Annotated in this window: 5 protein-coding genes; all 5 read right to left on the minus strand. The window is 57.3% G+C overall.

Annotated features, from left to right (window positions below):
• Positions 1-1,203, minus strand: a 1,203-nt coding sequence (locus tag ACE4YL_RS05190; protein ID WP_461369329.1) for a CHC2 zinc finger domain-containing protein, incomplete at its 3' end; no start/stop codon positions are given.
• The gene (locus tag ACE4YL_RS05195) at positions 1,196-2,455 is read right to left on the minus strand and encodes a DnaB-like helicase C-terminal domain-containing protein (protein WP_461369330.1); all 1,260 of its coding nucleotides are present in this window, start codon (positions 2,453-2,455) and stop codon (positions 1,196-1,198) included. The genes ACE4YL_RS05195 and ACE4YL_RS05190, both read right to left, overlap by 8 nt.
• 235 nt (positions 2,456-2,690) lie before the next feature.
• Entirely contained in the window at positions 2,691-3,482 is a 792-nt protein-coding gene (locus ACE4YL_RS05200) for a ComEC/Rec2 family competence protein (protein ID WP_461369331.1), read from the minus strand.
• A 353-nt stretch (positions 3,483-3,835) separates the two neighbouring features.
• Positions 3,836-4,399 (minus strand): hypothetical protein, encoded by a 564-nt coding sequence (locus tag ACE4YL_RS05205; RefSeq protein ID WP_461369332.1) that lies wholly within the window; start codon positions 4,397-4,399, stop codon positions 3,836-3,838.
• A gap of 107 nt (positions 4,400-4,506) precedes the next feature.
• On the minus strand, positions 4,507-5,035 hold a 529-nt coding region (locus tag ACE4YL_RS05210), incomplete at its 5' end, for a hypothetical protein (RefSeq protein WP_461369333.1).

The raw sequence follows: 5,035 nt of genomic DNA on the forward strand, positions 1-5,035 counted from the left end.
AGAGCCAACCCGCGCGCCCAAAAGTCTCTTTGCTTCGTGGAGTTCTTGCAAGCCCTCAGCATCCAGCGAGCCGCCACCTAATGCCTGGAGTTCTTCAACGGTGTATGTGACATACCCCGCTGGTGCGAGAGCCGCAGCCGCTTCATCATCTGCGAGCACCACATATTCCTCCAGGGTTCTGGAGTAGAACATTTTCCAGCCTTCCCCGCGAGCAGTGATCCGCACAGCCGGTTCCGCGCCTGGCTCAAGATCCAGCTGGCCATGTTTCACCCAGGCCTCGTTTGCATCCTTGCAGCCGCCATATGTCGCCTCATCCGCGAACGATACTTCAAGGCCTCGCGTATAGCCTTCCAGAGCGAGCTTTTGCCATGACTCTTGCCCTGTCGCGTCAGCGTCCAGACACAGCACCACCTGCCGCGCCCGCAGCCATTCCCACCGCATTCCATCCACCCCGAAGACAGCCGCCGCGTTGGAATAGCCCGCCGCCATGAAGCTAATCGCATCAAAGGCCCCTTCGGTGATGTAGCACTTCTCGGCCAGAAGCGCCGGTCCGTTGAAAATCCCCTTCGGCCCTGGGAGGTGATCGTGCTTCAGGTTTTGCGGCACCTTCCCCACACCCCGGCTATAGAGGTTCACCACCTCGCCCGCCGGGTTAGTGTGAGGGAACACCACGCGCCCGCATTGCCTGCATTCCCTGCGCCCGCACCATTGCCCAGGAGCCGCATACCCCACGCCCACCGACTGAGCCAGAGCGAGAGATATACCCCGGCGCTTCAGGTATTCCTCCCCCGGCGAGCCGTCAAGCGCCGCCTGATACTCCTGGAGCCGTTCGGCGAGTTCAGGTTTGGCGACAGGTTCGGGTTTGGGCTGTGGGAGAGTAACTGCTGGAATCGTTGGCAGGCGCTCTTCGCGGCCTGCCGGTTCATCCATGCCCACGATCGCCGCCACCACGCGCACGGCCTCCGAAAAGCTGAGGTTATCGGCGCGTTGTAGAAATTGAAACCCGTTCCCACCGCCGCAGCCCGCATGACAGTTCCATAGCCCGCTCTTCACGTTGAAGCTGAAAGAGGGGTTCCGATCGTTATGGAATGGGCAACATGCTTGCCATTCGTCCCCACGCCTCTTCACTTTCTCAAGGCGCGGTTCAAACACTTCCGGCCATCGCCCTTCCATGCGCCTGTTTATTTCGTCCACGTCATACACGTAGATACTCCTCCCGCATCTGCCCACGATGTGGAGCGAAGATCAAAGGCACTTCTCCCATGTCGCCGAATCTGTTCTTCCTGACCACCAGTTTCACCGCGCGATTGGGATATATCGCCGTGCCCTTCTTATCCTCCACTAGAAACATGACAGTATCGCCTGTGTATTCTAGCGAGCTAGATTCCGCCAGGCTGAGGAATTGCGCCGTGTTCTGGCCGGCGCGGTTCTGACTGCTCACGGCCAGGACAGGTATTCTCAGCGGGTTTGCGAGTTCGTCCCGAAGTTCACCTGTCAGCTTGCCTATATCATGCCGAAACTCTCCGCCGCCCTGGTAGCGCCCGCCGGCCCATCGCTGCACGTAGTCCACCACAACGAAGGCGCTTGAAGCTTCATGCCGTTCAATTGCCTGCATCGTCCTGGCCCTTAGTTGCGAAACAGTCATGGTGGCCGCACCTTCTATGAAGTATAGAGCCGATAACCTTTCGCCCCATTCGCGCCGCGCCTGCTCCAGCGCTGCAAGGTCACCACGGCCTTCAGCGAAGTCCTTCTGTTCCAGCTCTGCCGCTGCACACAATGCCTTAAGGGCCAGCCGTTCAGGGGTTTCGTCGAAGGTCAGAAACAGCGCAGGTATTCCACGAGCCGCCGCCTCCCGCGCCCATTGCAGGCACAGAGTTGTTTTACCTGCGCCGGGTTCCGCCGCAAGAACGTGGAGGCCTGTTTGCAGCCCGCCGGTTAGCTCATCCAGTTTCGGAATGCCTGTCTGAAGTCCGAGAGGTCGCCCTTCGGCGCGAGCCTCGGCTATCTCCTGAACATTAGACATTACCTCCGGCCAGAGATCCACGAAGCTCTTTGCCTCGCCCACGCGATCACCTGCCGCGAGCCGCGCCACCGCGAGAGCCGCTTCTGCCCGGCTTATAACCTCCGTTATGTCCTGGTTCTTAGAAAGTCCATTCATCAGGAGGTCCAATGCAACAGCCGCGAGCCGCCGCCGGTAAAGTTCCACCACCTGCCGCGCAGCCTCCCCGACATCCTCCACAGGGTCACCTTTCACCTGTGGAAATGGCTGGCGCTCTGTGGCCGCAGCCGCCATATCTCTAAATAGCGCCTGGCATTCTTTATCTGCGAACATTTCGGCCTTAAGCCCTGATATTTGAGCCTCTGCCCATGTCTCAGCGTTCAACGCGGCCAAAAGGCCCGCTTCTAAAGCAGTATTTATGTTCGCCGCGATCGGCGAGAAGGTTCGTTCCGCCATTTCCTCGCCCCCGTTCGTTATGACAAAAAGAACAGTCTTGTCATATTTTTGGCTTGCTTGAAACTGACTGTATAATCCCTGCTAAAGCTGCATTTGAAGCCCGAAATTGCCTCTGGCGCTCTTTTTGTGGTTATCGCTATTTTGTAGAGGTTTTTACCCTTTCAAACATAGCTTGAGCTGGATAAAGAATAACACGCGCGCCTGGGCGTAAGCCCAGAGGCGCGCAGGAGTTTTACTAGTATACTAGTACGTTTTTGAGGTTCAGCGTTTCCCCAGCTAAACCCCTGTATTCATCATTGTATAGTCGCCGGTATCGGGGAATTGGTCGCCGGTATCGGGGAATGCTGAGGTTAAGGAACGCCGCGGCCGAAGAGGTGTCGCTCCCGTGGTGTGCCGCCTTGAGAACCACCGCCGGGGACAAGAGCTTCCTAGAAACCAGCGTCTGCTCTGCGCCCGCCTCAATGTCTCCCGCCAGCAGCGCGGAGAACTTGCCATAAATCACGCGCACGACCACAGAACAATCATTAAGGTTGTCCGAGAGCTTCTCGTTAGGCCATAGGATCTTGATGGTCGCAGGGCCCAGGGCGAACGACGATCCGGTTCGTCCAAGCGCAAAGGGTATGTCTTTCGCCAGGATCTTCTCCAGATACCCCTCATATGTCTTGGAGGTATGGACCTTGCCGGAGTCGATGACCCTGCCCACCGGGATCGCGTCGAGCACGCCGCCAAGGCCGCCTATGTGGTCGGCGTGCGGATGCGTGCTTACGAGAACATCGAGCCTTTCGACGCCGGCCTTCCTGATCGCTTCAAGGACTTTTCCGGAGGCGTCAGCCGGTCCTCCGTCGACTAGCATGGCATGGCCGTCGGATGTGGAAATGAGTATCGAGTCTCGCTGCCCGACGTCTATCACCGAGAGCGTGAGCAGGACGGAGTTCTCGGGCTCGGCGCTGCCCAACGCGCCCGCTCCAAAGATGACTAACGCCGCGAGCAGTAGGGCGAAAAGCGCCCTCATCCTTCTTGCGTCCATCCTACATTCACTCCCTCTCTAGTAAGCGCCGGCGCAGAGCCAATCAAGGCCATCGTACTATTGTACTTCTCGTACCCGGCGCTTGTCCCTTCTGAATCTCTGGCTCTGCTGCGCCATCGCTCCTTCCCGGCCTAATAGAGGAAATGGGACAGTGATCGGCATTCAGGCGCATAAAAAGCGGCCCTCTAGACGCCTCCAGGAACCGCTTTCGCCCGATGGCCAATGTCCTTGTGCCTGCCCGCCTATCCATCGGGCTCCACGAGCCTTCTGCGATCCTGCCATCGCCGCAGCTCAAAACCACTTGCCCTGCATCAGAGAATACCGAGGGATTTGGCACGGCAGCCACCCGCCGATCAATAGCGGTTCGCGCCTTTTCGCACCTCTGCCACCTGATAGACGCGTATATGCGGTATCGTAATCTTGTTCCCGAGGACCGCTTTGTACGTGACGGTTCCAACGGCTTCGCCCACGAACTCCACCACATCATCTTCGAGGATAGGCGTCCCTTTAGCTTCGCCATGAAGTGTGGCATATAAGACATCGTCGGACGAATAGGTACCTAGGGAAGAGAGATACTTCGTACCCACCCTGAACTCGTTGTCGCCGATCTTCTGCAGAATGCCCCCGCGGAAACGAACCGCGGTTCCCTTGTACTTCTCGGGGTGCCTCAGAAGCTCATCATACTCAATGCTTTGTGCTGAAGCCACAATGTCCTCAACGGATCTTCCGGCACTAGGCTTAAGATCCGTATCTTCCAGCAGCGAGGCCCCGACAAAGAGCAGCGCAAGAGATCCGATGAGCAGCAACGCCGCTCTCCCTCTGCCACGCATCTTCAGGAAAGGAACCCGCCCCGCTACGATGCCGATAAGGCTGAGCGCCCCTCCGAGCAAGCCCAGGATCAGCAACGTATTCGCCATATGCTATTCACCTCACCACTGCTCATCTGTACGCGGACGAATAGAAACGCAATGCGGCGGGGAAGCTAGATAATTGAGTCTGCCCCCTGAGCAGACTGCAGTACGGACTACTTATCTGCCTTGTTGATGTACACTTCCCAAGTTGCTGAATCGCCGCTGGTGCCAGCTGCGGTCACGTACATCAGCTCCCAAGCTGGAAAGCCAGAGCTGTAAACCGCCACTGCGACTTTTTCGCCGTCTGGCAGAGATGCGATTGTGGGCGTGATGAAGGTGAGAATGCGTTCTACCTGACGCTGAACATCCTCAATCTTCGCGAAACTGCATCTACCCATGAATACAACACCGTAACCAGGTAGGTAGGTGTTCAAGACAGACATGTCTGCTACTTTTTCGAATGCGCCTTTGAACAGTTCCATATCTTGCCTGAGCGTATTCCAATTCGGGATTGTCTTCGGCTCGGAAGCCATTGCAGCAGAACTGATCGCCACCAGCACAACGAGAAATGCCACAACACACCATCGTTTCATCGGAAAACCTCCCATTCTGTTGATACTACACATATTCGCCTGAATCCGCCGATGCACCTCCTGGTTGCTTACTGGCCGTTCTCTTCTGAAGGCGTGTTCGCATGCTGTC

It is taken from the genome of Candidatus Darwinibacter acetoxidans (assembly GCF_041936445.1).
Classification (GTDB): Bacteria; Bacillota; Limnochordia; order Darwinibacteriales; family Darwinibacteriaceae; genus DTU010.

What these genes read in the sequence shown, in the direction of transcription:
- ACE4YL_RS05195 (WP_461369330.1), bottom strand. Translation starts at nt 2,455, where the DNA reads ATGGCGGAACGAACCTTCTCGCCGATCGCGGCGAACATAAATACTGCT.
- ACE4YL_RS05200 (WP_461369331.1), bottom strand. Translation starts at nt 3,482, where the DNA reads ATGGACGCAAGAAGGATGAGGGCGCTTTTCGCCCTACTGCTCGCGGCG.
- ACE4YL_RS05205 (WP_461369332.1), bottom strand. Translation starts at nt 4,399, where the DNA reads ATGGCGAATACGTTGCTGATCCTGGGCTTGCTCGGAGGGGCGCTCAGC.